Annotated in this window: 22 protein-coding genes and 1 pseudogene; 22 read left to right on the forward strand and 1 reads right to left on the reverse strand. The window is 43.8% G+C overall.

Features of this window, described 5'->3' with window-relative positions; genetic code table 11:
* The first annotated feature begins 34 nt into the window (after window positions 1-34).
* The 7 genes from F9802_RS05270 (at window position 35) to mutL (ending at window position 10305) form a co-directional block, all read left to right on the forward strand.
* Complete coding sequence (locus F9802_RS05270) at window positions 35-1810, forward strand: 2-oxoacid:acceptor oxidoreductase subunit alpha (protein ID WP_152150107.1); 1776 nt, start codon at window positions 35-37, stop codon at window positions 1808-1810.
* Entirely contained in the window at window positions 1811-2677 is an 867-nt protein-coding gene (locus F9802_RS05275; protein ID WP_152150108.1) for a 2-oxoacid:ferredoxin oxidoreductase subunit beta, read from the forward strand.
* 179 nt (window positions 2678-2856) lie between these two features.
* Window positions 2857-4401, forward strand: coding sequence for a tRNA (N6-isopentenyl adenosine(37)-C2)-methylthiotransferase MiaB (gene miaB / locus F9802_RS05280; protein ID WP_152150109.1), 1545 nt, complete (start codon window positions 2857-2859; stop codon window positions 4399-4401).
* Between the two features lie 2 nt (window positions 4402-4403).
* A complete protein-coding gene (locus F9802_RS05285; protein WP_152150110.1) occupies window positions 4404-4835 on the forward strand; it encodes a RicAFT regulatory complex protein RicA family protein in 432 nt (143 codons plus the stop codon).
* A gap of 263 nt (window positions 4836-5098) precedes the next feature.
* Window positions 5099-5635 carry an outer spore coat protein CotE gene (locus tag F9802_RS05290; protein WP_152150111.1) on the forward strand — a complete coding sequence of 179 codons (537 nt, stop codon included), beginning with the start codon at window positions 5099-5101 and terminating at the stop codon, window positions 5633-5635.
* Between the two features lie 125 nt (window positions 5636-5760).
* Window positions 5761-8364, forward strand: coding sequence for a DNA mismatch repair protein MutS (gene mutS, locus F9802_RS05295; protein WP_152150112.1), 2604 nt, complete (start codon window positions 5761-5763; stop codon window positions 8362-8364).
* Between the two features lie 27 nt (window positions 8365-8391).
* On the forward strand, window positions 8392-10305 hold the full coding sequence (gene mutL / locus F9802_RS05300) for a DNA mismatch repair endonuclease MutL (protein WP_152150113.1): 1914 nt from the start codon (window positions 8392-8394) through the stop codon (window positions 10303-10305).
* 236 nt (window positions 10306-10541) lie between these two features.
* Here the strand turns inward: mutL and F9802_RS19900 are convergent.
* A pseudogene (locus tag F9802_RS19900) lies at window positions 10542-10641 on the reverse strand (hypothetical protein); the annotation flags it as partial.
* Window positions 10642-10936: 295 nt separating this feature from the next.
* On the opposite strand from F9802_RS19900, the gene F9802_RS05305 reads away from it, so the two are divergent.
* The 15 genes from F9802_RS05305 to F9802_RS05375 all read left to right on the forward strand — a co-directional run bounded on the left by F9802_RS05305 (window position 10937) and on the right by F9802_RS05375 (window position 26651).
* Complete coding sequence (locus F9802_RS05305) at window positions 10937-12124, forward strand: MFS transporter (protein WP_152150114.1); 1188 nt, start codon at window positions 10937-10939, stop codon at window positions 12122-12124.
* 130 nt (window positions 12125-12254) lie between these two features.
* A complete protein-coding gene (locus F9802_RS05310; RefSeq protein ID WP_152150288.1) occupies window positions 12255-12809 on the forward strand; it encodes a glycerol-3-phosphate responsive antiterminator in 555 nt (184 codons plus the stop codon).
* 192 nt (window positions 12810-13001) lie between these two features.
* On the forward strand, window positions 13002-13823 hold the full coding sequence (locus F9802_RS05315) for an MIP/aquaporin family protein (protein ID WP_152150115.1): 822 nt from the start codon (window positions 13002-13004) through the stop codon (window positions 13821-13823).
* Between the two features lie 15 nt (window positions 13824-13838).
* Window positions 13839-15332 carry a glycerol kinase GlpK gene (glpK, locus tag F9802_RS05320; RefSeq protein ID WP_152150116.1) on the forward strand — a complete coding sequence of 498 codons (1494 nt, stop codon included), beginning with the start codon at window positions 13839-13841 and terminating at the stop codon, window positions 15330-15332.
* Window positions 15333-15493: 161 nt separating this feature from the next.
* A complete protein-coding gene (locus tag F9802_RS05325; protein WP_152150289.1) occupies window positions 15494-17143 on the forward strand; it encodes a glycerol-3-phosphate dehydrogenase/oxidase in 1650 nt (549 codons plus the stop codon).
* A gap of 124 nt (window positions 17144-17267) precedes the next feature.
* A complete protein-coding gene (gene miaA / locus F9802_RS05330; RefSeq protein WP_152150117.1) occupies window positions 17268-18239 on the forward strand; it encodes a tRNA (adenosine(37)-N6)-dimethylallyltransferase MiaA in 972 nt (323 codons plus the stop codon).
* 31 nt (window positions 18240-18270) lie between these two features.
* Entirely contained in the window at window positions 18271-18504 is a 234-nt protein-coding gene (gene hfq, locus F9802_RS05335) for an RNA chaperone Hfq (RefSeq protein WP_049661654.1), read from the forward strand.
* A 164-nt stretch (window positions 18505-18668) separates the two neighbouring features.
* Window positions 18669-19604 (forward strand): stage V sporulation protein K, encoded by a 936-nt coding sequence (spoVK, locus tag F9802_RS05340; RefSeq protein ID WP_152150118.1) that lies wholly within the window; start codon window positions 18669-18671, stop codon window positions 19602-19604.
* A 216-nt stretch (window positions 19605-19820) separates the two neighbouring features.
* Window positions 19821-20459 (forward strand): TetR/AcrR family transcriptional regulator, encoded by a 639-nt coding sequence (locus tag F9802_RS05345; RefSeq protein ID WP_152150119.1) that lies wholly within the window; start codon window positions 19821-19823, stop codon window positions 20457-20459.
* A gap of 76 nt (window positions 20460-20535) precedes the next feature.
* Window positions 20536-21678 carry an acyl-CoA dehydrogenase gene (locus F9802_RS05350; protein ID WP_152150120.1) on the forward strand — a complete coding sequence of 381 codons (1143 nt, stop codon included), beginning with the start codon at window positions 20536-20538 and terminating at the stop codon, window positions 21676-21678.
* Window positions 21679-21702: 24 nt separating this feature from the next.
* Window positions 21703-23337: an AMP-binding protein gene (locus F9802_RS05355; protein WP_225435196.1), complete on the forward strand. Its 1635-nt coding sequence runs from the start codon at window positions 21703-21705 to the stop codon at window positions 23335-23337.
* A 20-nt stretch (window positions 23338-23357) separates the two neighbouring features.
* Entirely contained in the window at window positions 23358-24716 is a 1359-nt protein-coding gene (locus tag F9802_RS05360; protein WP_152150121.1) for an acetyl-CoA carboxylase biotin carboxylase subunit, read from the forward strand.
* 7 nt (window positions 24717-24723) lie between these two features.
* The gene (locus F9802_RS05365) at window positions 24724-24942 is read left to right on the forward strand and encodes an acetyl-CoA carboxylase biotin carboxyl carrier protein subunit (RefSeq protein WP_318636104.1); all 219 of its coding nucleotides are present in this window, start codon (window positions 24724-24726) and stop codon (window positions 24940-24942) included.
* Between the two features lie 12 nt (window positions 24943-24954).
* Window positions 24955-25863 carry a hydroxymethylglutaryl-CoA lyase gene (locus F9802_RS05370; RefSeq protein WP_152150123.1) on the forward strand — a complete coding sequence of 303 codons (909 nt, stop codon included), beginning with the start codon at window positions 24955-24957 and terminating at the stop codon, window positions 25861-25863.
* A 5-nt stretch (window positions 25864-25868) separates the two neighbouring features.
* A complete protein-coding gene (locus tag F9802_RS05375; RefSeq protein ID WP_152150124.1) occupies window positions 25869-26651 on the forward strand; it encodes an enoyl-CoA hydratase in 783 nt (260 codons plus the stop codon).
* Window positions 26652-26655 lie beyond the last annotated feature (4 nt).

The following is a 26655-nucleotide window of genomic DNA, read 5'->3' on the forward strand; positions in this document are numbered from 1 at the left end:
GAGATCCGAACGGACTAAAGGAGTTGGATATTCTATGATAAATCAGCTTTCCTGGAAAGTTGGAGGACAACAAGGTGAAGGGATTGAAAGCACGGGGGAAATTTTCTCTACAGCTTTGAATCGACTAGGATATTTTCTATATGGCTACCGCCATTTCTCATCCCGCATTAAAGGCGGGCATACAAACAACAAAATCCGTGTCAGCACAACTCCTGTTCGTGCAGTCGCAGACGACTTGGACATCTTAGTCGCTTTTGATCAAGAAACAATTGATGTGAACTGTGGGGAGCTTCATGACAAGGGAATCATTATCGCTGATGCAAAGTTTAATCCGGTTAAGCCGGAAAATACAAAAGCAGAATTGTATGCGGTTCCTTTTACAGAAATCGCTGCAGACCTTGGAACTTCCCTGATGAAAAACATGGTGGCAGTGGGAGCGTCTTGTGCCGTTATTAATTTAGACGTTCAAGTGTTTACAGGTGTCGTTCAGGAAATTTTCGGTCGCAAAGGAGAAGCCGTTGTTCAAAAGAACATGGAAGCGATCCAGCAAGGCTATAATTACATGTTCGATCAGCTCGGAGGAAAGGTTGGCGCTATGCAGCTGCAGCAGGCAGACGGGCAGCAGCGAATGTTTATGATCGGTAATGATGCGATCGCACTTGGTGCATTAGCAGGCGGTGTGCGTTTAATGGCCGCTTATCCGATTACACCGGCATCAGAAATTATGGAATATTTAATTGAAAAACTACCAAAAGTAGGCGGAACGGTTATTCAGACAGAAGATGAAATTGCGGCAGCTACGATGGCGATCGGTGCTAACTATGGCGGCATTCGTTCGTTCACTGCTTCTGCAGGACCTGGTCTTTCGTTAATGATGGAAGCGATCGGGCTTGCCGGCATGACAGAAACACCGCTCGTCGTTGTCGACACACAGCGCGGCGGCCCATCAACCGGCTTGCCGACAAAACAGGAACAATCCGACTTAATGGCCATGATTTACGGTACTCACGGAGAAATTCCAAAAGTGGTCATCGCACCAAGTACAGTGGAAGAAGCGTTTTATGATACGATCGAAGCGTTTAACCTGGCGGAAGAATACCAGTGTCCGGTCATTCTCTTATCTGACCTGCAGCTGTCACTCGGAAAGCAATCGGTCGAACCGCTCGATTTTAGCAAAGTAGAAATCCGCCGCGGCAAGCTCGTTCAGGAAGAGTTGCCAGAAGGAGAAGATAAATCATACTTTAAGCGCTATGAAGTAACAGAAGACGGTGTGTCTCCACGCGTTATTCCAGGCATGAAGAACGGCATTCATCACGTAACAGGTGTAGAGCACGATGAAACGGGCAAGCCGTCGGAATCTCCTGCGAACCGCCAAGCGCAAATGGACAAGCGGATGCGCAAGCTTGAGAACATCCGGTTTGAAACGCCCGTATACAAAAACGCTAAACATGAAGAAGCTGATTTGCTTTTAATCGGATTTAACTCTACTCGCGGAGCAATTGAGGAAGCGATCGAGCGTCTGGAGCAGGAAGGAACGAAAGTAAACCACGCTCAAATCCGGTTAATACATCCGTTCCCAACGGAAGAGCTGCTTCCATTAATCGAATCAGCCAAATACGTTGCCGTTGTTGAAAACAATGCGACCGGGCAGCTTGCGAATATCATTAAGATGAATGCCGGCTACCCGCATAAAATTAAAAGCCTGCTGAAATATGACGGCAATCCATTCCAGCCGCATCATATTTACAATGGCAGCAAGGAACTTTTCAAATTGCACCACATATATTCAAGCAGCAAGGAGCGGTTATAAATGGCAACATTTAAAGATTTTCGTAACGATGTAAAACCAAACTGGTGTCCAGGATGCGGCGACTTCTCTGTACAGGCTGCTATTCAGCGTGCGGCAGCCAACGTAGGCTTAACGCCTGAGCAGCTTGCAGTCATTTCTGGAATCGGCTGCTCGGGCCGTATTTCAGGATACATTAAATCATATGGATTGCATGGAATTCACGGCCGCTCCCTCCCTATTGCACAAGGTGTAAAAATGGCAAACAAAGATTTAACAGTCATTGCTTCCGGGGGAGACGGCGACGGATTCGCGATTGGCATGGGGCATACGATCCATGCGATGCGCCGTAATATCGACATCACGTATATCATTATGGACAACCAAATTTACGGATTGACGAAAGGACAGACATCTCCGCGCTCTGCCCAAGGCTTTGTAACAAAATCAACTCCAAAGGGAGCGATTGAAGGAACAATTTCTCCAATGGAATTGGCAATTACAAGTGGAGCGTCTTTTGTGGCTCAAAGCTTTTCCACGGATTTGAAAGACTTAACAGCGATTATTGAAGCGGGCATTAATCATAAGGGTTTCTCGGTGATTAACGTATTCAGCCCATGTGTCACATATAATAAAGTCAATACGTATGACTGGTTTAAAGAGAATTTAACAAAACTCTCTACGATTGAAAGTTATGATTCATCCGACCGGGAACTCGCAATGAATACTCTTATGCAAAACAATGGTCTCGTAACAGGCATTATTTATCAAGATAAAGAGAGACCTTCTTATCAGGATCTTGTATACGGCTATGCAGACGAACCATTAGCAGGTCAAGAGTTAAGTCTCGACGATGAAATGTTTAATAATCTCGTGAAAGAATTTATGTAAGGAGAAAAAACCCGCAAAGCGCGGGTTTTTCTTTGTTTATTCATTGTCAATATTCATCTATTGTTTAATCGAATAGAAAGCTATATACTAAAATAATGTGTACAGCTTAATAAAAGATATTTCTTTACTTAAATATTTTCTTTATGCGGCCTTTTACAGCAAAAGAAAGGAGTTTTATCATGAATGAAGATCAACGCCTGCAAGGGCAACAAGTGAAAGAGAAAAATCCAGCGGACAAAAAATCCGAAAAGGATTACAGCAAATATTTTGAAACGGTGTTTCTGCCGCCTTCTTTAAAGGAAGCAAAAAAACGTGGAAAAGAAGAAGTGAAATATCATAACGATTTTAAAATCGATGAGCAGTTCCGCGGCATGGGTGATGGTAAAAAGTTTTACATCCGGACATATGGCTGCCAAATGAATGAGCACGATACAGAAGTGATGGCCGGGATTTTTATGGCTCTCGGCTATGAAGCAACGGATACAGTAGAAGATGCGAACGTTATTTTGCTGAATACGTGTGCGATTCGTGAAAATGCCGAAAACAAGGTGTTTGGCGAACTTGGCCATTTAAAACATTTAAAGCAGCAACGTCCTGATTTGCTTTTAGGTGTTTGTGGCTGCATGTCGCAAGAAGAGTCTGTCGTCAATAAAATTTTAAAAACGTACAATCAAGTCGACATGATTTTTGGAACGCATAATATCCATCGTTTGCCCCACATTTTAAGTGACGCTTACATGTCTAAAGAAATGGTTATTGAAGTGTGGTCAAAAGAAGGCGACGTTGTGGAAAACTTACCAAAAGTGCGCCGCGGCAATATTAAAGCATGGGTCAATATTATGTACGGATGCGATAAATTTTGTACGTACTGTATTGTTCCTTATACGCGCGGTAAAGAAAGAAGCCGCCGCCCGGAAGAAATTATCCAGGAAGTACGCCATCTAGCGGCACAAGGCTACCAGGAAATCACGTTGCTTGGGCAAAATGTGAATGCTTACGGCAAAGACTTTGACGATCTTGATTACGGTCTTGGTGAATTAATGGACGAGATCAGAAAGATAGATATTCCGCGTGTCCGCTTTACGACGAGCCACCCGCGTGATTTTGATGATCATTTAATTGAAGTGTTAGCGAAAAAGGGCAACTTAATGGATCATATTCATTTGCCGGTTCAATCAGGTTCTACCGATGTATTGAAAATTATGGCGCGCAAATATACTCGTGAGCAATTTCTCGAACTTGTTCGTAAAATTAAAGCAGCGATACCGGATGTGGCTCTGACAACCGATATTATCGTCGGCTACCCGAATGAAACAGAAGAGCAGTTTGAAGAAACGATTTCTTTATACCGCGAAGTCGGGTTTGAAGCGGCTTATACATTTATTTATTCTCCGCGTGAAGGCACGCCGGCTGCAAAAATGACAGATAACGTTCCGATGAAAGTGAAGAAAGAGCGTCTGCAGCGGCTGAACGCTGTTGTGAATGAGTTGTCGGCAGAAGCGATGAAGCAATATGACGGGCAAATTGTTCCGGTACTTGTTGAAGGCGAAAGTAAAAACAATCCCGATGTTTTAGCAGGATATACGAACAAAAGTAAATTGGTTAACTTTAAAGGCCCGAAAACAGCGATCGGCAAAATTGTACACGTAAAGATAACAGAAACGAAAACGTGGTCTTTAAATGGGGAAATGATAGAAGAACAACAATTGGCTGAGGTGAAATAAAAGTGGCAAAATATACAAAAGACGATATTCTCGCACGTGCAACAGAGCTTGCCAAAATGATTGCTGAAACAGATGAAGTAGCATTTTTTAAGGAAGCAGAAGCGAAAATTCACGAAAACCAAAAAGTACGCGAAAAAATTGCCAGCTTAAAAAGCTTACAAAAGCAAGCGGTGAATTTTCAGCATTACGGTAAAACAGAAGCACTGAAAATGGTAGAAGAAAAAATGGTGAGAATTGAACAGGAATTGGACGAAATTCCTGTTGTACAGCAATTTAAAGAATCTCAGGTAGAAGTAAACGATATTTTGCAAATTGTTACTTCGGCAATCTCCAATACAGTAACAGATCATATTATTGAGTCCACCGGCGGAGATTTACTTCGCGGTGAAACAGGCGCTCAAGTAAGAAACAGTACGCCCGGAAGCTGCAGTTAACAACAACGGCATCAAGAAGCATCAGCAAAAAACGCTGATGCTTTTTTTATTTTCCAGTTATAGGCGCCATCGGCTCTATAGTCTAGCCAATCCGTCTAGAAGGTTAAAGACAACCTTTCAGGCCGGCTCGTCTTATATTTGTCGCCGATAGGCGGGCGCCTTCCGCTTTTCCAACTTGTTTTATTATTTTTTAAATGTTCTAGGCACATGTCTCGCTTTTCGTGCATATGATAAATGGAGAACAAGCGAGGAGGTACGCTCGAATGGCAGAATACAGAGAGATTATTACGAAGTCGGTCGTTGCTAAAGGCCGAAAGTTTACTCAGACGCATCACACCATTTGCCCGCCACACCACCCATCGAGCATTTTAGGCTGCTGGATAATTAACCATGAGTATAAAGCAAAAAAGATGGGGAAAAAGGTGGAAGTTCACGGAACATATGATATTAATGTTTGGTACTCGCATCACGACAATACGAAAACTTCAGTTGTGACGGAGAAAGTGGATTATAAAGATGTGATCAAATTAAAGTACCGGGATGAAAATTGTTTTGATGATAATGAAGTGATGGCGAGAGTGCTGCAGCAGCCAAATTGCTGTGAGGCAGTTATTTCTCCTAATGGCAGCAAAATCGTCGTTCAGGCCGAAAGGGAGTTTTTAGTTGAAGTAGTTGGCGAAACGAAGATTTGTGTAGCAATTCATCCTCATGGCTGTGAAGATGATTGGGATTGTGAGATTGATGACGAGGATTATGAAGAATTGGATACAGCTTTTATAGATCATAAAAAAGGGCATTAAAACAATAAAGAGTGCGGGCCGTATAAATGCGGGCCGCACTTTTTTACGTGAAGCAAATGAAAGGCGATTATGATATAATGTGAAGTTGAAAATAGATAGGTTTTCTTGAAAGGGATTGGACATAGATGGAACAATACACTCCGATGATCCGGCAATATTTAACAGTAAAGGCACAATATAAAGATGCCTTTTTGTTTTTTCGCTTAGGTGACTTTTATGAAATGTTTTTTGAAGATGCGACGAAAGCAAGCCAACTGCTCGAGATTACGTTAACGAGCAGGGAAGGAGGCTCGGCTGAACGAATTCCGATGTGCGGGGTGCCATACCATTCCGCAGCAGCTTATATTGAACAATTAGTTGAGCTTGGATATAAAGTTGCGATTTGTGAACAGACAGAAGACCCTAAACAGGCAAAAGGTGTTGTCAAACGGGAAGTGGTTCAATTGATTACACCAGGAACAGTGATGGAAGGAAAAGGGCTGTATGAAAAAGAAAATAATTACATTGCGGCGCTGACCATTTTGTCTAATGGTATATACAGCCTTGCTTCCTGTGATTTATCGATAGGTGAGAGCCGGGCAACGGCCTTATCCACGTTAGATGAAGTCATGAATGAATTATCCACTTTGCGGGCAAAGGAAGTGGTCGTAAAGCAAGAGTTGGATGAAGGTGTGAAGAAGACGTTAAAAGAGCGGCTGAATGTTACACTGTCTTATGAAGAACAGAGGGAAGAAAGAGAAGAGTTTGTTCCGCTATTGGAAAAGGTAAACGTTCCCCATCTGCGCGAGGCAGCTTCTTTGCTTTTTCATTATTTGCACCGTACACAAAAAAGAAGCCTGGCTCACTTACAGCCGGTCGCAGTCTATGAAGTTAATCAATTTATGAAAATAGATTATTATTCAAAACGCAACCTTGAACTGACAGAAACAATCCGCTCAAAAGGAAAGAAAGGTTCGCTGCTTTGGCTCCTCGACGAAACGATGACAGCCATGGGCGGGAGAATGTTAAAGCAATGGATTGACCGGCCGCTTATCGAGCAAGAAAAGATTACTGAGCGCCTGTCCATGGTAGAAGTACTGATTCAGTCCTTTTTTGAACGCCAGGAAATTCGGGAGCTGCTGAAAGAAGTATATGACCTTGAAAGGCTTGCCGGCCGGGTCGCTTTCGGCAATGTGAACAGCCGGGATCTCATTCAGCTGAAGAAGTCACTTCAGCAAATTCCTGTATTGAAAGCTGTCCTGCTGCAAATTCAGAGCGCGGAAATACAGAATCTCTCTAAAAAAATGATTCCTTGCGAAGAATTGACGGATCTTTTAGAGCGTTCTTTAATCGATCAGCCGCCGCTGACAATTAAAGAAGGCGGAATGATTAGAGATGGCTTTCACATTGAACTGGATGAATATAGAGATGCGAGCCGAAACGGGAAAAACTGGATTGCTAATTTGCAAAAAGAAGAAAGAGAAAGAACAGGCATCAAATCATTGAAAATAGGCTATAACCGTATTTTTGGTTATTATATTGAAATTACGAAAGCAAACCTTCATTTGCTCGAAGACAACCGCTATGAGCGTAAGCAAACATTGGCCAATTGTGAACGTTTTATTACGCCGGAATTAAAAGAAAAAGAAACACTCATTTTACAAGCAAACGAAAAAATGATGGAGCTCGAATATGAATTATTCGTAGAAATCCGGGAGCAAGTAAAAGTATTTATCCCGCAGCTGCAAGAGCTTTCGCGGCTTGTCAGCGAGCTAGATGTGCTGCAGTGCTTCGCGCAAGTAAGTGAGAAGCGGCAATACGTCAAACCGCTTTTAGCGGACAACCGCCAGCTCTTCATTAAAGACGGACGCCACCCAGTTGTGGAAAAAGTGATGGATTCACAAGAATATGTACCGAATGATTGTCTAATGGACAGTGAGCGGGAAATGCTGCTCGTGACCGGGCCGAACATGTCGGGAAAAAGCACATATATGAGGCAAGTAGCTTTAACAGCAATCATGGCGCAAATTGGCTGTTTCGTTCCCGCTGGAGAAGCAACACTGCCAATTTTTGATCAAGTATTTACAAGAATCGGGGCAGCCGATGATTTAATTTCCGGACAAAGTACGTTTATGGTAGAAATGCTGGAAGCAAAAAACGCAATCACGAACGCAACAGATCAATCTTTAATCTTGTTTGATGAAATCGGGCGCGGCACATCCACTTATGACGGCATGGCTTTAGCCCAAGCGATCATTGAATATATTCATGAACATATCGAAGCAAAAACGTTGTTTTCCACTCATTACCATGAGTTGACTGTTTTAGAAGAAGAGCTTCCCCGCTTGAAAAATGTGCATGTCAGTGCTGTGGAACAAAATGGCCGGGTTGTTTTTCTTCATAAAATTAAAGAAGGTGCAGCAGATAAAAGCTATGGGATACATGTGGCTGAGTTGGCTGAGCTTCCCAAGGAATTAATTGAACGCGCAAATGACCTTTTAACAAAACTGGAACAGAAGGAAACACCGAATTTAAGAGGTAAAAATAGTAAACAACAAGAAAAGCAGAGCAAGATAGAAGAAACCTCAGGGCAGCTATCTTTTTTTGGCGACTCCGTTGCTGCTCCCTCTCAAGTGCCGGGAAAAGAAAGAAAAGTAATCGAAGAATTGAAATCGTATGATTTGCTGGAAATGACCCCTCTCGAAGCTATGAATGTACTGTATGCCCTGCAAAAGAAAGTGAAGAAGTAATCGGACAGAAGAAAGCAGGTGATTCCATTGGGAAAAATTATTCAGTTAGATGACGTACTATCGAATAAAATTGCTGCCGGTGAAGTAGTGGAACGCCCCGCTTCCGTCGTTAAAGAGCTCGTTGAAAATTCGATTGATGCCGGGAGTACCGTCATTGAAATCGATGTGGAAGAAGCGGGCCTTGAAAGCATCCGTATTCTCGATAATGGCGCAGGAATAGAGCCGGATGATGCGTTGAAGGCTTTCTCCCGCCATGCGACGAGCAAAATTAAAGATGAAAATGATTTGTTCAGAATCCGGACGCTTGGCTTTCGGGGCGAAGCACTGCCGAGCATCGCATCCGTGTCTGAATTGATGATGACTACCGGAACAGGTGAAGGACCGGGAACAAAGATCGTCCTTTCAGGCGGTATAATTCAAGAACACGAGCCGGCAGCAAGCCGAAGAGGAACAGATATAAAAGTGTCAGGACTGTTTTTTAATACGCCGGCGCGCTTAAAATATATGAAAACGATTCATACAGAATTGGGTAATATTACAGATGTGGTAAACAGACTCTCTCTTGCCCACCCGGAAGCGGCTATTCGTCTCCGCCATAATGGCAGAGAGCTGCTGAGGACGACAGGAAATGGGGATGTCCGCCAAGTGCTCGCAGCGATTTACGGATTGAACACGGCGAAAAAAATGATCCCGCTTTCTGCTTCCTCTCTTGATTTTACAGTGAGCGGCTGGATTTCCTTACCGGAAGTTACGCGGGCTTCAAGGAACTATATTTCTGTGATGGTGAACGGCCGCTTTATTAAAAATTACAGCTTAGCGAAAGCGATCCAGGAAGGGTACCATACACTGCTTCCAATCGGAAGGTACCCGATTGCGTTAATTAGCATTGTCATGGACCCTGTTTTAGTGGATGTCAACGTTCATCCGGCTAAGCTGGAAGTGCGGTTCAGCAAAGAACAACAGCTGCAGGAAGTAATTACAGCAGCGATTCGCGCAGCGTTTCAAAAAGAAACATTAATCCCCAGTGCCTCTCCTGCACCTAAAAAAGCAAAGCTCGTATCTGACCAGCAGGAACTCATTTTTGATCATAATAATCAAAAACAGAATAAAAAAGAATACAGTCCTGTAAAAACGATTCAGTCCACTCGGCAGTCTCAGCGTGAACAGCTGCCGCCGGCAGAAAAAATGAAAGAATTATATACGAGAGAGCTATATGAAATAGCTGAAGAGAAGCAGGAAGAGGATTTTCCTACGGAAATGAAAGAAGAAAAGGGCCGCTTTTTTGAAGATGCACCGTCATTGCCGGTTGATAACTGGGAAGAGGAAAGCCAAACAGAAGAAAACGAAATAGAGGCAAGCCGTCTCCCGCCTCTTTACCCAATCGGGCAAATGCATGGTACGTATATTTTTGCCCAAAATGAAAAAGGGCTGTATATGATTGACCAGCACGCTGCCCAGGAAAGGCTGAAATATGAGTTTTACCGTGAAAAAGTGGGACAAGTAGAAAAAGAACTGCAGGATATGCTTGTGCCGCTGACATTAGAATATTCAGCAGACGACTGTATAAAAATTTCCGAACATCTGCAGGACTTGATGGATGTAGGCATTTTCTTGGAGCCATTCGGGGAGCGGGCCTTTATTGTGAATGCCCATCCACAGTGGCTTCCTAAAGGAGAAGAACAGCAAATGATCGAAGACATTATCGAGCAAATGCTGTCCATGAAAAAGGTGGATATTAAAAAACTGCGGGAAGAAGCTGCCATTATGATGAGCTGCAAAGCATCCATCAAGGCGAACCAGCACTTGCGTCAAGACGAAATCCAGCAGCTATTAGATGACCTGCGCCAAAGCAGCGACCCATTCACCTGCCCGCACGGCCGCCCCATCATCATCCACTACTCCACCTACGAAATGGAAAAAATGTTTAAACGAATTATGTAATGAAGGAGTCATCCCTTTAGTAGAACAATGCATTAAAGTGGTGGGGGACTGACCCCTATTGCGTTAATGCGATACAGTGAGGGTGTTATCCGTTGAATTGCTAGTCGGATAATTCCTAGTTAATCGGGTGGTTCTTGTATAGTTCTTCATGTGTACCAAGACCTGTGATTTTGCTTTGTTCAATGCCGACGATTTGGTTGGTTTTGATGCTAGTTGATAGGGGGGGGGCGATGACGATTGTCGTCCGCCCGATAACTTCATCCCGCGTTCGCCAACTTCTGTCTCATACTGTTCATGAAAACTTTTAATAAACTTTGCGGAGTTAGCTAACTTCGCTGTTTTTTTATGTCTGCATCCGAGATGGCTCCTTTTATTCCGTTCTCCCGCCGTCACTTTGATCCATTCACTGGCAAACGTCATATTGTGTGAAATGCAAACCTGGAATCAAAATATAGTAAGACAACCAAAATCCCCCCTGCATTCCACTATACGCCCAAAGCAAAATAGCCTAATATAGAAAAAGAATAAATTGCTTTTCTGCTTTAGCGCACTGGGGGTCCCCGCTGCATTACTGCGTTAAAGCGCCGGGGACTGACATCGGTAAATTATATATAAAGGTGACTGGTATGCTATGGGCAATGTAAGGGAAGGGTTTCGGTTTAGGGTGCTTGTTAGTGTGGTGGCGATTTCAGGGTTTAGCCAGGGGATGCTCCTGCCGTTGATTGCTGTTTTGTTTGAACAGGAGGGGATGTCTGCTTCGTTGAATGGACTGAATGCGGCTGGCTTATATATTGGCATTTTGCTTGTTTCTCCGTTTATGGAAAAGCCTTTGCGGCAGTTCGGCTATAAACCGGTGATCATTTTTGGCGGGCTGCTCGTTAGTATTGCGCTATTTGCTTTTCCACTGTGGAAGTCGTTTTGGTTCTGGTTTGTGTTAAGGTTGTTGATTGGGATCGGTGATCATGCGCTCCATTTTGGCACGCAAACGTGGATTACGTCTTTTTCTTCGCCTGAGCGCCGGGGACGCAATATTTCTCTTTACGGATTGTTTTTTGGTTTCGGATTTGCAGCGGGTCCGCTCATGACGGGATTGATTCACTTCAACGAGTCTTTGCCGTTCATTGTTTCAGGAGCGCTTTGTCTTATTTGCTGGGGATTTTTATTTTTTCTAAAAAATGATTTTCCAGAGCAGCATATTGAAACGAACTCAATTCGGGAAACGCTAAAACGTTTTCGAGAAGCTTCCCGCTACGGGTGGATCGCTTTTTTACCGACTTTTGCTTACGGTTTCTTGGAATCTTCTTTTAATGGGATCTATCCAATTTACGGCGTGCGGACCGGTCTTTCCGTTCAGGAGATTTCTGTGATTTTAATGTCATTTGCAATCGGCGGCATTGTCTTTCAGTTTCCACTCGGCATGATAAGTGATAAATATGGCAGAAAACGTGTGTTAGCCGTGATCTTATCGGCGGGCACCATGCTATTTTTTATCGCGGCTCTTGTTGATCATTCTTATTCCTTGCTGTTGATTTCGATTTTTTTGGCCGGCATGGTAGTCGGTTCCACTTTCAGTTTGGGGATTAGTTTTATGACCGACTTAATGCCACGGCAGTTGCTGCCGACAGGCAACTTGCTGTGCGGTATGGCTTTTAGCATAGGCAGCCTAATCGGTCCTTATTCGGGAGGATTGGCTTTGCAGACGTTTGCCAATGTTAGTTTTTTTACAGTTATTAGTGTCATTTTTTTGTTGATTACAATTACATTTTTCTTGTACAACAGGCGGTCTTTAAAGAAAGAAAAGGCGTTACCGCTTAGTTAAACACAGGAAGATATAACGGATTTTTAAACTCAAGAGGTTTGCCGGGATGAAAAGGTTATTTTTCCCCTCTTAATGCTGAAAGGATAGCGGCATCATTAAATGAAAGCAAGATGAAAAAGGAGAATGCATGATGAATTTTCATGGACAAAAGATTTTACCGGCTGTCCGCACAATGAAGGAATTTGACAAAATGCTCGATACTCCGTTTGAATATGGCGTGTTTTTAGATCTTCACGTCGGCATGGTGAAAAGCGTGTTTGATTATGCGAGACAGCATAAGAAAAAAATGTTTTTGCATCTCGATTTAATTCACGGATTAACGGGTGACGAACATGCAGCCGAGTTTATTGCGCAGCACGCTAAACCGTATGGCATCATTTCTACAAAGGGCAGTGCTATTATGAAAGCGAAGCAAAAAGGGCTGTTAGCTACCCAGAGGGCATTTATCATTGATTCAAGCGCACTGGAGCGCAGTATCAAACTTATCGAACGGACAGATCCGGACTTTATAGAAGTTTTACCTGGAGTTGTACCGAAAGTAATCAAGACACTTCATGAACAAACAGGAAAGCCGATATTTGCCGGTGGACTAATTGAAACAAAAGAAGAAGTGGAAGAAGCGCTAGAAGCTGGAGCATGTGCAATTACAACGTCAAACCGGGAGTTGTGGAAGCTTTATTATTAAAATAAAAGATTCAAGAAAATTAAATTTGTAAATTGATTGACACCGCTTACAAATTCATTTACGATAATGATAAGTTAATAACTTGTGACGGAGAACATTGAGATTCACGACGTATTCCTTTTTAAAAGGATGTTTGTTGTGAATTTTTTTGTTCTCTTTTTTTATTTCATTAAGTAAAAAAGGAGTAGAACAATGACGCCATTTATGGGAGAACTTCTAGGAACAGCATTGTTAATTGTGTTTGGAGCAGGAGTTTGTGCTAATGTGAATTTAAAAAAGTCATTTGCTTTTGGTTCAGGCTGGATAGTTATCGCCTGGGGGTGGGGACTCGCTGTTGCGATGGCTGTGTATGCGACCGGCCAGTTTAGCGGAGCGCACTTAAACCCTGCAGTCACTTTTGCTTTAGCGTTTGCCGGAGACTTTGCCTGGACAGATGTGGCTCCCTATATCGCTGCTCAGATGATTGGCGCCGTGATTGGAGCGGCTATTGTGTACTTGCATTTTCTGCCGCATTGGAAAGCAACGGATGATCCGGCAACAAAGCTCGGCGTCTTTGCCACTGGCCCGGCCATTGAGCATCCCTTTTCTAACTTATTAAGTGAGATTATCGGGACTTTTATTTTAACAGTTGGAATATTATCCATTGGAGCCAACCAATTTACGGAGGGGCTGAATCCGTTTATTGTAGGATTATTAATTGTAGCCATTGGTTTGTCCTTGGGAGGAACGACAGGATATGCGATTAACCCGGCCAGGGATCTTGGTCCGCGAATCGTTCACTTTCTGTTGCCGATCGCGGGTAAAGGAGATTCTAATTGGAAGTACGCTTGGATTCCTGTTGTCGGTCCGCTCTTTGGCGGCTCGCTTGGCGGCTTGTTTTACCGGGCGGTATTCACTGGAGAGATTGTGATAGAGCTGTGGGCAGTAACCGCTGTCACTACCGTCGTATTACTTGTTATTTTCACATTTGGGAAGAAAAATCATACTGCTTCAAATCAGGTGGATATAGGATAAAGGGAGGAAAAGAAAATGGAACAATTTATTTTATCACTTGACCAAGGCACAACAAGCTCAAGAGCTATTTTATTTAATAAGAAAGGCGAAATAGCGCATGTTGCCCAAAAAGAATTTACTCAGCAATTCCCACATCCCGGCTGGGTTGAACATAACGCGAATGAAATATGGGGAACAATTCTTGCCTGCATTGCAACCGTTTTATCCGAAAATAATATTAATCCGGAGCAGATTGCTGGTATTGGCATTACAAATCAGCGGGAAACAACAGTCGTTTGGGAAAAAGAAACTGGGCGCCCGATCTACAATGCGATCGTTTGGCAGTCTCGGCAGACGGCGGATATTTGCAATGAATTAAAACAGCGGGGACATGATGCCCTATTCCGAGAAAAAACAGGGCTGCTTATTGACGCCTACTTCTCCGGTACGAAAGTGAAATGGGTTTTGGACAATGTGGAAGGGGCCCGCGAGCAGGCGGAGAAAGGCGAGTTGTTATTCGGTACGATTGATACGTGGCTCATCTGGAAGCTGTCCGGCGGCAAAGCGCATGTCACAGATTATTCGAATGCATCAAGAACGTTGATGTACAATATCCACGATTTAAAATGGGACGAGGAGCTTCTGGACATTTTAACTGTTCCTTCATCGATGCTCCCTGAAGTGCGGCCTTCTTCTGAGGTGTACAGCAAAACAGCACCGCACCATTTTTTTGGAAAAGAAATACCAATTGCCGGTGCCGCCGGTGATCAGCAGGCTGCTTTATTCGGACAAGCTTGCTATGAAGCAGGAATGGCAAAAAACACGTACGGCACAGGTTGTTTTATGCTCATGAATACAGGAGAAAAAGCCGTTGCTTCCAATCATGGATTGCTCACAACGATTGCCTGGGGAATTGATGGAAAAGTGGAATATGCGCTAGAAGGCAGCATATTTGTCGCCGGATCGGCTATCCAGTGGCTACGAGACGGCCTGCGCATGGTTAAAGATGCAGTGGATACGGAAGAGTATGCTGTCCGTGTCGCTTCTTCTGAAGGTGTCTATGTAGTGCCAGCCTTTGTCGGGCTCGGCACGCCTTATTGGGATAGTGATGTGCGCGGATCGGTATTTGGCTTGACGAGAGGCACTTCAAAAGAGCATTTTATCCGGGCGACACTTGAATCGCTCGCTTACCAGACGAAAGACGTGCTTGATGCGATGGAAGCCGATTCCGGCATTTCCCTGAAAACATTGCGTGTCGACGGCGGAGCGGTGAAAAATAACTTCTTGATGCAGTTCCAAAGCGACATGCTGCAAGTGCCGGTTGAGCGGCCGATTATTAATGAAACAACAGCTCTTGGTGCCGCTTATCTTGCAGGGCTCGCGGTCGGATTTTGGAAAGACCGCAGTGAAGTATCAGCTAAATGGCAAATGGAGAAAAATTTCAACCCGGAAATGAAAAAAGACGAACAAACGCGTTTATATAAAGGTTGGAAAAAAGCGATAGAAGCAGCTTTAACATTTAAAATTTGAAATCTGTCCATTTATATCATATAATAAGATTAAGTTAATAAACTGTCTGGAGAAACGGAGAGACTTGTCTTCATAACGATGCGTAATCGTTATGTTTTGGCAGGTCTCTTTTTCGTTTTTTATAGGCGGGAAATGGGTAGTTAAAAAATGGAGGGAACATGATGACATTTTCTAGCTTGCAGCGAAAAGAAATGTTAAATAAACTGCGAACGGAACATTTCGATCTAGTAGTTATCGGCGGTGGAATTACAGGAGCGGGTATTGCGCTTGACGCAGCAGCACGCGGCATGAAGACGGCTGTTTTGGAAATGCAGGATTTTGCCGCCGGTACGTCAAGCCGTTCAACGAAGCTTGTGCATGGCGGCTTGCGTTACTTAAAACAATTCGAAGTAAAGATGGTCGCAGAAGTAGGGAAAGAACGCGCTATCGTTTATGAAAACGGCCCCCACGTCACCACGCCGGAATGGATGCTTTTGCCGATGCATAAAGGCGGAACGTTCGGCAAATTTTCCACGAGTATTGGTTTACGCGTCTACGACTTTCTTGCTGGTGTGAAAAAGTCGGAAAGACGAAAAATGTTGTCTGCTGAACACACATTGGAAAAAGAGCCGCTCGTGAAGAAGGAAGGTTTAGTGGGCGGCGGTTATTACGTGGAGTACCGGACTGACGATGCCCGGCTGACGATTGAAGTAATGAAAAAAGCAGTAGAAAAAGGGACGGCAGCCGTTAATTATGTGAAAGCGGAGGAGTTCATTTATGAGGGGCAGACAGTTATCGGGGTTCGGGCGAAGGATGTATTCACGGGCGAAGTCCTGAACATTCGGGCGAAAAAAGTAGCGAATGCGGCGGGCCCTTGGGTCGATGAAGTGCGAAAAAAAGATCATACAGTGAACAATAAACATTTGCGGCTCACAAAAGGCACACATATTGTCATCGACCAGTCAAAATTTTCGCTGAAGCAGGCCGTTTATTTCGATTCTCCTGATGGGCGGATGATTTTCGCGATTCCGCGTGACGGCAAAGCATACGTGGGAACAACCGATACGTTTTATGATCAAGATAAAGCAAGTCCGAAAATGCTGGCTGAGGACCGGGAATACTTGTTAAGTGCTATTCGCTACATGTTTCCTAAAGTACAAGTGGATGCATCTGACGTGGAGTCGAGCTGGGTTGGTGTCCGCCCGCTTATTTATGAAGAAGGGAAAGATCCTTCGGAAATATCAAGGAAAGATGAGATATGGGAAGGGGAAAGCGGGTTAATTACTATCGCCGGCGGAAAACTGACTGGTTATCGTAAAATGGCGGAAACAGTCGTAGATCTTGTTTCTAAACGATTAAAAGATGAAACCGGAGCCGTATTTAAAGAAAGCCAAACGCTTCATTTGCCTATTTCGGGAGGAGACGTCGGAGGAGCGGATCAGTTCACGTCCTTTGTAGAAAGAAAAGGAAAAGAAGCCGTTTCATTCGGATTAACGAAGCAAGAAGGTGAAAGTCTCGCCCGCATGTACGGTTCAAATGTGGATCAGCTGTTTGCGCTCGCCAAACAAGAAGCGCCGGCCCGTTTGCCTAAAAAGCTTTATGTCCAACTAATGTACGCCATTACCTATGAAATGGCCGTTAAGCCGGTCGATTTCTTTATACGCCGGACAGGAGATTTATTCTTCCGAATTGATGAGGTTGTCCGTTACAAAGAACAAGTCATTCAACTGATGGCAAATGTGTTTCAATGGGAGCCTTCCATTAAAGCCGCTTATCAAGCAGAAGTGGAAAGGGAAATAAAAGATGCACAAGTTCCAGTTGATATTCAATAGGGGGCGAAAATCCGGTGCAGAGAGAACCGGATTTTTCTCTTTCCATGTTTAAAATTGCAAAAAGCGGCGAGAATATAGTATTAGCTTTAATAAGTGATTGTACATATGATACGATAAGAAAAAAATGATAAAGGCAGTGAAAAGATTGTGTCAGCGAGAAAAGCTTATCGTATTAATCGGTCCGACAGCGGTAGGTAAAACCACCTTAAGCATCCATTTAGCTAAACGATTCGGCGGAGAAATCATTAGCGGAGACTCCATGCAAATATACAAGGGAATGGATATTGGCACGGCAAAAGTCACTCCGGAAGAAATGGACGGAATCCCTCATCATTTAATCGATATAAAAGAACCGGACGAACCATTTTCAGCCGCTGAATTTCAACAGCTCGTCAGGCAGAAAATAACGGAAATCACGAATAAAGGAGCTTTGCCAATCATCGTTGGCGGGACAGGTTTATATATTCAATCAGTGATTTGCGATTATCAATTTTCTGAAACAGGCAGCGATTTACAGCTGCGGGCAGAATTAGAGCGGGAAGCGGAACGTTCGGGAAAAACAGCCCTTTATGAAAAGCTCGTGCACATTGATTCGGAAGCCGCCGCTGCTATTCATCCGAATAACGTGAGGAGAGTCATTCGTGCGCTCGAGATTTATTACACAACGGGAAAAAAGATGTCTCATCAACAAATGAAGAATTCTTCTGAGCTTTTATATGAGACTGCTTTGATCGGGCTGACGATGGAACGGGAGCTATTATACAGCCGTATCAACGAAAGAGTGGACAAGATGATGGCGGAAGGCTTGCTTGAAGAAGTGGGAGAGCTTTGGAGAAAAGGCATCCGAAGCGGCCAGGCTGTGCAGGCGATCGGCTACAAGGAACTGTTCGGCTATTTGAGAGGAGAAGAATCCTTAGAATCTGCCGTCGAGCAATTAAAACAAAATTCGAGAAATTATGCCAAGCGGCAGTTGACATGGTTCCGAAATAAAATGCAGGTTGACTGGTTTGACCTGTCAGATGAAGAACAGCGAATGGGAAAAATAAATGAAATTTCGGATTTTATAGCAGGAAAGCTGCATTTGAAAGAGAATTAAATAAGTATAGATAGAAAGAGGAGGAAAAGACATGAAACAAGGGATTAATATACAGGATCAATTTCTGAATCAGCTGCGAAAAGATGGAACACTCGTTACTGTATTTTTATTAAATGGCTTTCAATTGCGGGGTTATATAAAAGGGTTCGATAACTTTACCGTCTTATTTGAATCAGATGGAAAACAACAGTTAGTTTATAAACACGCTATTTCTACATTCGCTCCTCAACGAAATGTACAAATTTCTTTAGAAGAACAAGAATAAATCCGTTAAAACGTGTACAGTCCCTTGTACACGTTTTTTATATACAGAAAGATGTATGTTTGCTTTTATGATGAATAGAATGAAGAAAGGGAAATTATTTCTCGGGAAAGCGCAAAATAAGACATTAAGTGACGGCCTCCGTCAAATTTGGTGGGGTGATAGAAGTGAAGCAGCCAATTCGCATGAAAGACAACGGCCAAATCAATGTTGTGCTGCACACCAAAAATGACCGCATCCAGCAGCCAGTCCGTGAAGAGCGGCCTTATACCTGGTCCAGTTCCTCTGAGCATGCGGTGTTGAAGAAGGTAGAAAGTGAACTGGATGCTTTAATAGGACTTGAAGATTTAAAAAAGATGATCAGGGAAATATATGCGTGGATTTTTGTCAGTAGGAAAAGAGAAGAGAGCGGATTGAAGGCAGGCAAACAAGTGCTGCATATGATGTTTAAAGGAAATCCGGGGACAGGAAAAACAACAGCTGCCCGCATTATCGGCAAACTTTTTTTTGAAATGAAAGTATTGTCAAAAGGACATTTGATTGAGGCAGAGCGTGCCGATTTAGTCGGCGAATATATCGGGCACACGGCGCAGAAAACGAGAGATTTAATTAAAAAAGCGATGGGGGGCATTTTATTTATTGATGAAGCTTACTCGCTTGGCAGAGGTGGAGAAAAAGATTTTGGGAAAGAAGCGATTGATACACTTGTAAAGCATATGGAAGATAAGCAAAATGATTTTATATTAATTTTAGCGGGATATCCGAGGGAGATGAACCATTTTTTTACATTGAATCCAGGTTTGGAATCTCGTTTTCCTCTTATTTTTCAATTTCCGGATTATCGCCCCGAACAATTAATGGCTATTGCAGAAAAAATGGCCGCTGAAAAAGAATATAAATTCAGTAAGGAAGCAAAAATGAAGATGCGCGAACACTTTGTCCGTGTGAGAGAGGAAAATAATCAAACATTTTCAAACGGCAGGTATGTGAGAAATTTAATTGAAAAAGCGATGCGTTCACAGGCGGTCCGCTTGCTTGACGAAAGCAGCTACCAATATGAAGAACTAATGATGCTGTATTCAAAAGACATTCACTTTAACTAGCGGATGAAATTGAAAAGGATAGTAACCGGCAGAAAAGCCATGACGAACCGGGTAAACGTAATCAAACATGTTGCCAATATTGAAGTTATCTTCTCACCTGCTTATAATGCCCGGCTTTTCTGCAGCTGCATACTCAACTGTAGTTGTTTTTATTTTCTGATAAATAATTGTCAAAATAGTTTTTATTGTGATACTATTGTGTTGAAGGTGGTCCAAATGAAAAAAAAACCATTAAAAGCAAGAATTGTTGAAACATCGCTCGTCATGTTTGAAAAACACGGATACCACGGGGTGACCGTCGATCAGATTGTGGAAGAGTGCGGTACGTCCAAGGGGGGATTTTACCACAACTTTAAATCAAAAGACGAATTGCTGTACAACATTCATGACGTCTTTATTTCGTATGTGCTCGACAGGGCAAAAGAAGCATATGATAATTACAGCACACCTACATCACGGCTCTGTGCCATTATACTGTCTTTTACAAAAGTATTTGATTTGTATAAGCCGCATATTACTGTTTTTTATCAGGAAAGCACTTATTTAAAAGGGGATTTTCAAGAAAAGATCAATGCAAAGCGCGATGAATATCGAAAAATAATTTTACGAGTTATTCGGGAAGGTCAAGAAAATGGCGACTTTCGCCCGGAAGTGTCTGCTGAAATTACGACGATGGCCATTATCGGCATGGTGAACTGGACGTATAAGTGGTTTAAGAAAGATGGAGAGCTTTCGATTGAAAAAATAGGAGAAATATTCAATGACTTGCTCGTCCATGCGTTAGTGACTGAGAAAGGCATGGAAAATCAAGACATTCACACATATTTACTAAAAAGTCAGCTGATCAGTGAATAAGCTGGCTATTATAACGACTTACAGAGACCGACTAGTCTGTCCTTATAAATAACGGTCAAAACAAGGGGGAATTCACATGAATTTTGAATTAACGAAAGAGCAGCAAATGTTAAAAGAAATGGTAAAAGGCTTTGCTGAAAAAGAAATCAAGCCGTACGCGCAAGAACTGGATGAAACATCACAATTTCGTGAACAGACATTTAAGAAAATGGCGGAACTCGGACTTCTCGGCATTCCATTTCCAGAAGAGTATGGCGGAGCAGGCGGTGACACGGTATCTTATGCGATTGCCGTGGAAGAAATCGGCAAAGCATGCGGCGGAACTGGTTTAAGCTATGCAGCGGCGATCAGCCTTGGGGCAAGTCCTGTTTTTTATTTCGGAACTGAAGAACAGAAGCAGGAATGGCTCGTGCCAATGGCGAAAGGAGAAACATTGGGTTCGTTTGGATTAACGGAACCGAATGCCGGTTCAGATGCAGGCGGAACAAGAACAAAGGCAGTACTTGACGGTGATGAGTATGTGATCAATGGCGAGAAATGCTGGATTACGAATGCCGGCTATGCGCGGCAAATCATTGTAACAGCTGTTACAGGTAAAAGAGAAGATGGCAAAAACATCGTATCAGCCATTATTGTGCCTGCTGATGCGCCGGGAGTAACTATTTCCTGCAACTATGACAAAATGGGCGTCCGCGCTTCAAACACATGTGAAATTGTATTAGATAATGTGCGAGTACCGAAAGAAAATCTTCTTGGAGACAGTAAAAAAGGATTCAGCCAGTTTTTATACACATTAGATGGAGGCCGCATTTCTATCGCCGCTTTAGCTGTGGGCATCGCCCAGGCTGCCTTGGAAAAAGCGCTGCAGTACGCAAAAGAGCGGGTGCAATTCGGTCAGCCGATCTCTAAATTCCAGGCGATTCAATTTAAGCTGGCAGATATGGCTACTGAAGTAGAATTGGCACGCAATCTCGTGTATAAAGCAGCCTGGCTGAAAGATCAAGGCAAGCCATTTGGAAAAGAAGCGGCCATGGCAAAGCTTTTCGCGTCAGAAACGAGTTTCCGTACGAGCAATCAGGCGATTCAAATTCACGGTGGATATGGATATATGCGTGAATATGATGTGGAAAGGTTTTTGCGCGATGCCAAATTGCTTGAAATTGGGGAAGGTACTTCTGAAATTCAGCGCCTAGTCATCGCGCGGCATCTTGGCTGTTAAAAGATAAGAGGGGGAAGGGTCGTAATGAGCGAATTGATGCGTGAAACTGTAGGGGAACTATTAGCAAAAAGAGCTGAACAACTTCCACAACATGAAGCACTTGTCTATCCAGATCGAAATTTACGATATACGTACAGTGAATTTGATCGGCTGTGCCGGACAGCAGCCCGCGGATTAATGGCACTCGGCATTGATAAAGGAGAAAATTTGGCCGTTTGGGCGACGAATGTCCCTGAATGGGTGACCCTGCAGTTTGCAACAGGTAAAATGGGAGCGGTTTTAGTTACGGTCAATACGAACTACCGCGCATCTGAACTTGAATATTTATTGAAGCAATCAGAAAGCCGGACACTCATTTTAATAGAAGGTTATCGCGGAAATTCTTATATCGACACCATTTATGAACTTTGTCCTGAGCTAGATTCATGTGAACCGGGAAAGCTGGCATCAAAACGGCTGCCTCTCTTAAAAAATGTGATTGTCCTCAGCGAAAAAACATACAGCGGCATGTACAACTGGGCTGACATTTTAGCAATGGCAGATGAAGTGACAGAGGAAGTGTTAGACGCAAGGGCAGCTGAACTCACACCTGATGAAGTCATCAATATGCAGTATACATCTGGAACAACGGGCTTTCCGAAAGGAGTTATGCTGACACACAGCAACTTAGTTAATAATGCTTTAAATATTGCCGGCTGCATGGAGTTAACGCAAGACGATCGGCTATGTATACCAGTGCCGTTTTTTCACTGTTTCGGCAGTGTCATTGGAACTCTCGCCTGTGTAACCGTTGGAGCAGCGATGGTGCCTGTCCAAGAATTTGATCCGGAAACGGTGCTCGCGACTGTAGAAGGAGAAAAATGCACAGCACTGCATGGCGTGCCGACGATGTTCATTGCTGAATTGAATCATCCGAATTTTCAAAACTATGATTTGTCTACGCTTCGAACTGGCGTCATGGCAGGATCTAATTGCCCGGTAGAAGTGATGAAGGCAGTAATGAATAAAATGCATATGAAAGAAATTACAATTTGCTATGGCCAGACAGAATCTTCACCCGTTATTACGCAGACGCGTACAAATGATCCTGTTGAGCTTCGTGTAGAGACGGTAGGGCGCGCACTTCCAAAAGTAGAAGTGAAAATAGTGGAACCCGGGTTAATGGAATCGCTTCCCCCAAACGTGCAAGGCGAATTGTGTACACGAGGATATCACGTAATGAAAGGCTACTATAATAATCCAAGTGCAACAAAAGAGGCTATTGATGAAGAAGGATGGCTTCACACGGGCGACCTCGCTGTGATGGATGAAAACGGTTATATAAGAGTAACAGGTCGTTTGAAAGATATGATCATCCGCGGCGGTGAAAACGTTTACCCGCGCGAAATTGAAGAATTTTTGTACACTCATCCGAAAATATTAGACGCTCAAGTCATCGGTGTACCAGATGAAAAATACGGAGAAGAGGTAATGGCATGGGTTATTTTAAAAGAAGGTGAAGAAGCGTCTGCGGATGAAATCAAAGACTACTTTAAAGATAAAATTTCCCGTCATAAAATTCCGAAACACATTCAGTTTACGAAAGAGTATCCGATGACAGCTTCAGGAAAAATTCAAAAATTTAAACTTCAGGAACAGTCGCTGAGCTTGTTTATGTAAAACGGAAAGGGGCGTTACATATGTTTTCGAAAATCTTGATTGCTAATCGCGGAGAAATTGCTTTGCGCATTATCCGTACGTGTCAAAAACTAAGAATCCAAACGGTTGCTGTTTATTCAGAGGCAGATGCGGATTCACTGTTTGTTCGGCAGGCAGATGAAGCTTTCTGTATCGGCAAGCCGCAAGTAAACCTCAGTTACTTAAATGCAGATGAAATTATTCGGGTAGCGAAAGCGAGCGGAGCGGAAGCTGTTCATCCGGGATATGGCCTTCTTTCCGAAAATGCATCATTTGCCCAAAAATGTATAGATGAAGGCCTTGTGTTTATCGGGCCATCACCTAGTATTCTTTCAGCGATGGGAAGCAAAATTGAAGCCCGTAAGACGATGAAGCAGGCAGGCGTTCCGATTATTGAAGGAGTCAACATTCCACTTGAAAATGAAGAAGAAGCAAAAGAGGCAGCCAAGTCCATCGGCTATCCGCTTATGCTAAAAGCATCGGCAGGGGGCGGCGGAATCGGCATGCAGCTCGTTCACTCCGACGAAGAGCTTGTAAAAGCCTTTGCTGGGAACAAAAAAAGAGCAGAATCGTTCTTCGGCGATGGTGCTATGTTTCTTGAAAAGTATATTCAGAAGCCGCATCACATTGAAGTGCAAATATTAGCTGATTCCCACGGCCAAGTCATTCCTTTATGGGAGCGGGAATGTTCGATTCAGCGCCGTAACCAGAAAGTCGTGGAAGAAGCGCCTTCGCCATTTATTAGCGAAGAAACGCGGAGCTGTATGCTTGATGCCGCAGTGAAAGCAGCCCAGCATATTGGCTACACGAATGCGGGCACGATTGAATTTTTAGTCGATCATGAACAAAATTTCTACTTTCTTGAAATGAATACGAGACTTCAGGTCGAGCATCCCGTAACTGAAGAAATCACCGGGCTGGACTTAGTTGAAGAACAACTAAAAGTCGCTGCCGGTGAAAGATTGGCGCTTACGAGGGAAGCAGTTCAGCGAAATGGCCATGCGATTGAGGTGCGGATTTATGCGGAAGACCCGAAAACCTTTTTTCCTTCACCAGGACAAATCACCGAATTTGAGCTGCCGCAAGGTGAAGGCATCCGCAATGAATGTGCCATTGAAGCAGGTTCAGCAGTTACACCATTTTATGATCCGATGATCGGCAAGCTCATTGCATGGGGAGCAACGAGAGAAGAAGCATGCACTCGCATGCAGGCCGCGCTCGATCAATTTAAAATTGAAGGCATTAAAACAAATATACCAATGCTCAAAAAAATTGTCAGTCATAAACAGTTTTTAAAAGGGTTGACTACAACTCAGTTCGTGGAGGAATATTATTTGCCGGAGTTAACAACAACGAAATAAAGGAGAGATTACAATGGCAACAGTACAGGCAAGTATGGCAGGAAACGTATGGAAGGTTCTTGTGTCGGAAGGGGAAGAAGTAAAAGCAGGGCAGGACGTCGTCATTTTGGAATCGATGAAGATGGAAATACCGATCGCGGCAGAAGAAGACGGAACGGTTCGAAAAGTCCATATAAATGAAGGAGATTTTGTCAACGAAGCGGATGCGCTAGTTGATGTGGAATAGGAGGAGGGCCCCTTGAAGCTTCCAAAAAAAGTGACTATCAAAGAAGTAGGCCCCCGGGACGGGCTGCAAAACGAGCCGCAGCAAGTAGGTACAGAAAATAAAGCGGCTTGGATTAACCGTTTGTCAGAAAGCGGACTGTCTTATATTGAAGTGACTTCTTTTGTTCATCCGAAGTGGATTCCGCAGCTGGCAGATGCTGCGGATGTGCTTTCTTCTATTAAAAGGAAGCCGGGTATTACATATGCTGCTCTTGTGCCGAATAGGCAAGGGCTAAAAAGAGCGCTTGAAAGCAATGTCGATGAAGTCAGCGTATTCATGTCGGCAAGCGAAGCGCATAACAAGAATAACATTAATAAAACGATTGCAGAAACGCTGCCGGTGTTACAAGAAGTAGTTTCAGAGGCAAAGGCGGCCGGGAAAACAGTCCGCGGTTATTTATCGACCGTCATCGCCTGTCCGTACGAAGGAGCAGTGCCGCCGGAACAAGTGAAAAAAGTCGCCGCGCAGCTATTCAATATGGGCATTGACGAACTGTCGCTCGGCGAAACGATTGGCGTAGCCGTACCAACGGAAGTAGAACGACTGCTTGAAGTGCTCCTTCCTGAATTTGCAGCTGACCGGCTTGCGATGCATTTCCATGATACGAGAGGGACCGCTCTTGCAAATATCTCGAAGTCTCTTGAAATGGGCATTACGACATTTGATAGTGCCTTGGGGGGACTCGGGGGCTGTCCGTATGCCAAAGGAGCCTCAGGAAACGCAGCGACGGAAGACTTGCTTTATATGCTTGATGCCATGGGAATTGAGACGGGTGTTCGGATGGAAGGACTCATTGAAGCAGGCGAATTAATGGAATCCATTCTCGGCAAACCGCTCAACAGCCGGCAAATGGATATTTACCGCAGAGTAGAAAAGGAGTGAAGCGTGTGGCAGACACAGTTTTAGTCACGAAGCAGGAAGAAGGTATTGTCGTCCTCACACTGAACCGCTCTGAAGCAGCCAACGCATTGTCCCGGCAGCTATTGTATGACTTGCATGATGCTCTTTACAATATAAAGCATGACCGGGAAGTACGTGTTGTTATTCTGACAGGATCGGGAGAAAAAGCATTCTGTGCAGGAGCAGATTTAAAAGAAAGAAAAGGGATGAACGAAGCGGAAGTAAAGCAAGTTGTCAATTTAATCGGCTCTGTTATTAACGACGTGGAAGCGCTGCCGCAGCCGGTCATTTGTGCGATCAACGGTGTAGCTTTTGGCGGAGGTCTTGAACTTGCCTTAGCCTCTGATATCCGCATCGCTTCTACTCAGGCAAAAATGGGACTGACCGAAACGTCTCTTGCCATTATTCCTGGAGCTGGCGGCACGCAGCGGCTGCCGCGCCTAATTGGAACAGGCAAGGCAAAAGAAATGATTTTTACAGCGAAGCGGATTACAGCCGGGCAAGCGGAACACATTGGTCTCGTCGAACATACAGCCAATCCAGCAGAATTAATGGAACGGGCAATCCATTTGGCGAAAGAAATCGTCATTAATGCACCACTTGCTCTTTTTCAGGCAAAGACGGCAATCAATCAAGGCATGCAGACAGATATTGCAACAGGGCTCCAAATAGAAAAGCTCGCTTATAACAACCTAATACCGACAGAAGACAGGCTGGAAGGACTGCAGGCATTTGCAGAAAAGCGTCCTCCGGTATATAGAGGAAAGTGAGGAG

Origin of the sequence: Bacillus aerolatus (genome assembly GCF_009183655.1) — a bacterium.
Lineage (GTDB): Bacteria > Bacillota > Bacilli > Bacillales > Domibacillaceae > Pseudobacillus > Pseudobacillus aerolatus.

Coding starts and splice junctions, on each gene's coding strand:
- F9802_RS05275 (WP_152150108.1), top strand. CDS start 1,811: ATGGCAACATTTAAAGATTTTCGTAACGATGTAAAACCAAACTGGTGT.
- F9802_RS05270 (WP_152150107.1), top strand. CDS start 35: ATGATAAATCAGCTTTCCTGGAAAGTTGGAGGACAACAAGGTGAAGGG.
- miaB (WP_152150109.1), top strand. CDS start 2,857: ATGAATGAAGATCAACGCCTGCAAGGGCAACAAGTGAAAGAGAAAAAT.
- F9802_RS05345 (WP_152150119.1), top strand. CDS start 19,821: ATGAAAAAAAAACCATTAAAAGCAAGAATTGTTGAAACATCGCTCGTC.
- F9802_RS05305 (WP_152150114.1), top strand. CDS start 10,937: ATGGGCAATGTAAGGGAAGGGTTTCGGTTTAGGGTGCTTGTTAGTGTG.
- hfq (WP_049661654.1), top strand. CDS start 18,271: ATGAAACAAGGGATTAATATACAGGATCAATTTCTGAATCAGCTGCGA.
- miaA (WP_152150117.1), top strand. CDS start 17,268: ATGATAAAGGCAGTGAAAAGATTGTGTCAGCGAGAAAAGCTTATCGTA.
- F9802_RS05310 (WP_152150288.1), top strand. CDS start 12,255: ATGAATTTTCATGGACAAAAGATTTTACCGGCTGTCCGCACAATGAAG.
- mutS (WP_152150112.1), top strand. CDS start 5,761: ATGGAACAATACACTCCGATGATCCGGCAATATTTAACAGTAAAGGCA.
- F9802_RS05325 (WP_152150289.1), top strand. CDS start 15,494: ATGACATTTTCTAGCTTGCAGCGAAAAGAAATGTTAAATAAACTGCGA.
- F9802_RS05360 (WP_152150121.1), top strand. CDS start 23,358: ATGTTTTCGAAAATCTTGATTGCTAATCGCGGAGAAATTGCTTTGCGC.
- F9802_RS05290 (WP_152150111.1), top strand. CDS start 5,099: ATGGCAGAATACAGAGAGATTATTACGAAGTCGGTCGTTGCTAAAGGC.
- F9802_RS05355 (WP_225435196.1), top strand. CDS start 21,703: ATGAGCGAATTGATGCGTGAAACTGTAGGGGAACTATTAGCAAAAAGA.
- F9802_RS05350 (WP_152150120.1), top strand. CDS start 20,536: ATGAATTTTGAATTAACGAAAGAGCAGCAAATGTTAAAAGAAATGGTA.
- glpK (WP_152150116.1), top strand. CDS start 13,839: ATGGAACAATTTATTTTATCACTTGACCAAGGCACAACAAGCTCAAGA.
- F9802_RS05315 (WP_152150115.1), top strand. CDS start 13,002: ATGACGCCATTTATGGGAGAACTTCTAGGAACAGCATTGTTAATTGTG.